At 62.9% G+C, this 5908-nt stretch carries 3 protein-coding genes; 2 read left to right on the top strand and 1 reads right to left on the bottom strand.

Annotated features, from left to right (window positions below; all coding sequences use genetic code 11):
- On the top strand, positions 1 to 653 hold a 653-nt coding region (locus tag EN969_RS13825; RefSeq protein WP_164758247.1), incomplete at its 5' end, for an aminomethyltransferase family protein.
- 389 nt (positions 654 to 1042) lie between these two features.
- The gene (locus EN969_RS13820) at positions 1043 to 2752 is read left to right on the top strand and encodes an APC family permease (RefSeq protein WP_024502584.1); all 1710 of its coding nucleotides are present in this window, start codon (positions 1043 to 1045) and stop codon (positions 2750 to 2752) included.
- Positions 2753 to 2820: 68 nt separating this feature from the next.
- Here EN969_RS13820 and EN969_RS13815 read toward each other — a convergent pair.
- Positions 2821 to 5908 (bottom strand): efflux RND transporter permease subunit (locus tag EN969_RS13815; RefSeq protein WP_164758246.1); only part of this gene is annotated, 3088 nt, incomplete at its 5' end.

Genomic DNA, 5908 nt, shown 5'->3' with positions numbered 1-5908 from the left:
ATTCGAGTTCGTCGATCGACGAACTCGAATGGTTACGCTTCGCCGTCGCCCGCATTGGTGGCGGCAACGGCATTCCGGTCGTCGTCTCGCGCACCGGCTATACCGGCGAGCTCGGCTCCGAGATCTGGTGCCACCCGCGCGACGTCGAAAAAGTCTTCGACGCCATCTGGGAAGCCGGCCAGCCTCACGGGCTGAAGCCGATGGGACTGCAGGCGCTGGACATGGTGCGCATCGAGGCCGGGTTGATCTTCGCCGGATACGAATTTTCCGACCAGACCGATCCGTTCGAGGCCGGCATCGGCTTCACCGTGCCGCTGAAGAGCAAGACCGACGATTTCGTCGGCCGCGAGGCGCTGATCCGCCGCAAGGAGCACCCGCAGACGAAGCTGGTCGGTCTCGACATCGACGCCAATGTCGACGTCGGCCATGGCGATTGCGTGCATGTCGGCCGTGCCCAGATCGGCGTGGTCACGTCAGGCATGCGCTCGCCGGTGCTGAACAAGACCATCGCGCTGGCCAGGCTCGATGTCACCCATTCGGCTGTCGGTACCGAGGTCGAGATCGGCAAGCTCGACGGCCATGCCAAGCGGCTGCCGGCGCGAGTCGTCGCCTTCGCCCACTACGATCCGCAAAAGACCAAACCGCGTTCCTGACGGCCCTTCCCTCCCAAGACAGTGAGGCCGTGCTGCAGTTCGTGATAGGAATTTTTTCTTGACCTGCTGAGGGCAGCTATGCTACATATTCGTCCATGGTGCTGATTTGCGCCGCGACCCGCCTCCGGCGGGTTTTCGCTTCCTGACCCTTGGTCCTTTTCCGAACAATCCCACCGCGGCAGTGTGAAGCCGACATGTTTCGCAAGCGTGATGTGCACGGCGCGACAAATCGCTTGACCTGAAAGCGCGCCGGATCAATCTTCACTGTTAAGAAAAAAATGCGACTGAGTGGAAACACCGACAGCCGCCCAAAGCATGCGTCGATGATGAAGCCTCGCGAAGTCGCGGCCGTCACGAACGGGGAACATCAAAATGGGGAACAAAGACATATGAGCACGATAACGACTGTCCTGGAGCCGCTTGCCGAAGGCAAGTTGCACCGAAATATCGACTGGCGCGGCGCCTTCTGGGTGGCGAGCGGCGTGCCGGCCCTGGTCCTGTTCTCGATCGGCGGCATTGCCGGCACGACCGGCACGCTGGCCTTCGCGATCTGGATCTTCTCCATGATCATGGGCTTCCTGCAATCCTTCACCTATGCCGAAATCGCCGGCCTGTTTCCGAACAAGTCGGGCGGCGCGTCGATCTACGGCGCCACCGCCTGGCTGCGCTATTCCAAGTTCATCGCGCCGCTGTCTGTCTGGTGCAACTGGTTCGCCTGGTCGCCGGTGCTGTCGCTCGGCTGCTCGATCGCCGCCGCCTACATCCTCAACGCGCTGGCGCCAGTGCCGCTGTTCACCGAAACCTCACCCGATGTCGTCGCCTATATCGCCGCGCATGCCGGGACGAGTGCCGCCGACGCCATCACAGCGGTGACCGCGGCGGCGACGCCGGCAATCCGCAACTGGACGCTTTACAGCCACACGCTGGGACCGGTCTCGTTCACCTTCAACGCGACCTTCTTTATCGGCGCAGTGCTGATGCTGATCATCTTTGCGATCCAGCATCGCGGCATTCTCGGCACCGCCAATGTGCAGAAATATATCGGCCTCTTGGTCATCGTCCCGATGCTGATCGTCGGCGTGGTGCCGATCGTCACCGGCCAGATCAACTGGGCGAATTTTTCGCCGCTGGTGCCGCTGGCCGCAGCCTACGCGCCCGAGCCCGGTGCCTGGAACATCGCCGGCTGGACGCTGGTGCTTGGTGGTATGTTCATCGCCGCCTGGTCGACCTACGGCTTCGAGACCGCCGTCTGCTACACATCCGAGTTCAAGAACCCCGGCACCGACACGTTCAAGGCGATTTTCTATTCCGGCCTTCTGTGCATGCTGCTGTTCATCCTGGTGCCGTTCACCTTCCAGGGCGTGCTTGGCCTCAACGGTATGCTGGCGACGCCGATCGTCGACGGCTCCGGGGTCGCCGACGCGCTGGCCGGCATGGTCGGCGGCGGCGCGCTAGTCCACAGCCTGTTGGTGATGCTGATGATCCTGGCGCTGGTGCTGTGCATCATGACGGCCATGGCCGGCTCTTCGCGTACGCTCTACCAGGGCTCGGTCGACGGCTGGCTGCCGCGCTATCTCAGCCATGTCAACGAACATGGTGCGCCGACACGGGCAATGTGGACCGATCTCGTCTTCAACCTGATCGTGCTGGCCATCGCCTCGGCCGACGCGACGAGCTTCTTCTTCATCCTCGCCGTGTCGAATTGCGGTTACATCATCTTCAACTTCCTCAACCTCAACGCCGGCTGGATCCACCGCATCGACAACGGCCATATCGCACGGCCCTGGAAGGCGCCGAGCTGGCTGCTCGGGATCGGGGCGATCTTCGCCTATGTCAACGCGATCTTCATGGGCGCCGGTGCCAAGGTATGGAACCCGATGGCGCTGTGGGCCGGCCTGATCACGGCAGCGCTGATCATCCCGGTGTTCTGCTTCCGACACTACATTCAGGACAAGGGCAAGTTCCCCGACCACATGCTGGCCGATCTCGGCATGACGGGGGCCGACCTCTCGGTCAAAAAGGCGGGCATGCTGCCCTATCTGACGCTGGTCGCCGGCGTGGTGGTGATGCTGCTCGCCAACTGGTTCTTCGTCATCTGACCTCATAAAAATAAAAAGGATCGGGCGCGCTTCGGCGCGCCCGATCCTTTTCGACTGGCGTGATCGATCTATTCGGCGGCCAGCGCCAATTGCGGCTTTTCGGCTTCCTGGCTCAGTTCCAGATCGTCCGTCCGTCCCTCCGCCCCGCGCTTTTTCGGCTCCCGGCCGAAGAACAGGGCGTAACCGGCCGGCAGGACCAGGATGGTCAGCACCGTGGCAACCAGGATGCCGCCCATCATGGCGTAGGCGAGCGGACCCCAGAAGACGCCGCGCGAGATCGGGATCAGCGCCAGCACCGCCGTCAGCGCCGTCAGCGTGATCGGCCGGAAACGGCGAACGGCCGAACCGATGATGGCCTCGTAGCGGTCCATGCCCGCGGCGATGTCCTGGTCGATCTGGTCGACCAGGATGATCGAGTTGCGCATGATGATGCCGAGCAGCGCGATGACGCCGAGAATGGCGACGAAGCCGAACGGCGCACCGCTGATCAGGAGTGCCGCGGCAGCACCGATAATGCCAAGCGGACCGGTCGCCAGCACCAGCATCGCCTTGCCGAAGTTCTGCAGCTGGATCATCAAAAGCACGACAATGACGGCCAGCATGATCGGTGCCTTGGCGGCGATCGAAGCCTGGCTTTCCGCCGAATCCTCCGCACCGCCCTGGATTTCGATCTTGTAACCGGGCGCCAGACCCGCACGCAGGTCCTTCATGTCGTTGTACATCTTGGTGACGACGTCGTTGGACTGCACGCCGTCGGGCAAGGTGGCGCGCACGCTGATGGTCGGCAGGCGGTCGCGGCGCCATTCGATGCCTTGCTCCAGCACCGGCACCACCTTGGCCACCTGCGACAGCGGCACGAAACCGCCGAAGTCGGTCGGGATATAGACCGAGTCGACCGAGGACAGCAGGCTGCGGCTGGCATTCGGCTCGCGGGCGACGATGGACACCGTCTCCTCGCCGTCGCGGAAGTCGTCGAGCGGCGCGCCGGACATCGTCGCCTGCAGCATCTGGCGGATGCGCTGCGAGGTAACGCCGAGTGCGCGGGCACGATCCTGGTCGATGACCAGCTTCATCGCCGGAACCGGCTCCAGCCAGTCATCATGCACGGCGCCAAGCAGCGGATCTTCACGGAACTTCGCCTTCACCTGGTCGGCGATGCGGCGCACCTCCTGGCGATCCGGCCCCATGACGCGCATCTGCACCGGCCAGCCGGTCGGCGGACCGAGGAACAGACGATCGACCTTGGCACGGATGGACGGGAAGTCTTGCGCCAGAACGGTGCGCAACTTGACGATCAGACGCTCGCGAGCCGGTTCGTCATTGGCCATGACGAGCAACTGGGCAAAGTTGGGGTTGCTCAGCTGCTGGTCGAGCGGCAGGAAGAAGCGCGGCGCGCCCTCGCCGATATAGGTGGCGATGAAACGCTTGTCCTTGTCGTCCATCATCTTGGTCTCGAGCGCCTTGGCCTGCGCCTCGACTTCCTTGATGCTGGTGCCTTCCGGCAGCCAAAGGTCGACGAGGATTTCCGGCCGCGACGATTGCGGGAAGAAGTTCTGCGGAATGAACTGGAAAGCCCACAGGCTGGTGCCGAAGGTGACCAGCGTCATCACCAGGACGATGATGCGATGGCGCACGGCCCAGCTGACGGTGGCACGAAGCCGGCGGTAGAAACGCGTGTCGAAGACATCGTGATGGCTGCCGGCATGCTTGCGCTGCTTGAGGATCATGTTGCCGAGCCATGGCGTGAAATAGACCGCGACGAACCAGGAGACGATCAGCGCGATGCCGACGACATAAAACAGCGTGCGGACATATTCGCCGGCGGTCGAGGCCGCGAAGCCGACCGGAATAAAGCCGGCCGTGGTGATCAGCGTGCCGGTCAGCATCGGGAAGGCGGTCGAGGAATAGGCGAAGCTCGCCGCCTCGACCTTGACCATTCCCTCCTCCAGCTTGCGCTCCATCATCTCGACGACGATCATCGCGTCGTCGACCAGAAGACCGAGCGCGATGATCAGCGCGCCGAGCGAGATGCGCTGCAGGTCGATGCCGAGCTCGTACATGATGGCGAAGGTCGCGGCCAGCACCAGCGGGATGGCGATGGCGATGACCAGGCCGGAACGCCAACCGATCGACAGGAACGAGACCACGAGCACGATCAGCAACGCTTCGCCAAGCGCATGCATGAACTCCGCCACCGCATCGGTGACGACGCCCGGCTGGTCGGAGATCTGGTCGACCGCAACGCCGTAGGGCAGCGCCTCTTCGAAGCGCTTGTAGGTGGCCTCGACATCCTTGCCGACATCGGTAACCTTGAAGCCCTTGGCCATGACGACGCCCAACTGCACGCTGTCGTGACCGTTGAAGCGGTACTTTCGCTGGAACGGATCCTGCAACCCCGAACTCACCGTGGCGATGTCGCCCAGCCTCGTGACCTGACCGCCGGCGCGCAGGCGCAGGTTCCTGATATCCTCGACCTTGCCGACATCGCCCTCGACGGAAATGCGCACCGAGTTGGTGCCGGTATCGACGGAGCCGGCCGGGTCGACATTGTTCTGTCCCTTGATCGCATTCTGCAGATCGGTCAGCGTCAGGCCCCGTTCGGCCAGGGCCTTGGACGAGACGTCGATATAGAGCTTTTCAGGCTGGTCGCCGATGATAACGGCTTTTTCGACGCCGGGCGTCGTCAAAAGCATGTCGCGCGCCTGGATGGCGAACTTCTTCAGCTCGGGATAGCTGAAGCCGTCGCCGCTGATCGAATGCAGGGTGATAAAGGTGTCGCCGAATTCGTCGTTGAAATAGGGGCCGAGCAGACCTTGTGGCAAGTCACCGGCAATGTCACCGACCTTCTTGCGCACCTGGTAGAACGCGTCGGTCACCTCGGCGGTGTTGGTGTCGCCCTTGATCTGCACGGTGATGATGGCGCTGCCGGCGCGGGTGAAGGAGCGCACGAAATCGAGATGCGGCGTCTCCTGCAGCTTGCGTTCGATCTTGTTGACGACCTGGTCTTCCATCTCCTGGATCGAGGAGCCCGGCCAGATCGCCTGGACGACCATGACCCGGAAGGTGAAATCGGGATCTTCCTTCTGGCCCATGCGCATCAGGCCGAGCGCGCCGGAAATGATGATCAGGCCGAACAGGAACCGCGCAATGGCGGGA

It is taken from the genome of Mesorhizobium sp. M7A.F.Ca.CA.003.01.2.1 (assembly GCF_003998945.1).
Lineage (GTDB): Bacteria > Pseudomonadota > Alphaproteobacteria > Rhizobiales > Rhizobiaceae > Mesorhizobium > Mesorhizobium ciceri.
The sequence above is the reverse complement of the archived record's forward strand: the minus strand, read 5'-3'. Positions and strand labels throughout refer to the sequence as shown.

Coding starts and splice junctions, on each gene's coding strand:
- EN969_RS13820 (WP_024502584.1), top strand. CDS start 1,043: ATGAGCACGATAACGACTGTCCTGGAGCCGCTTGCCGAAGGCAAGTTG.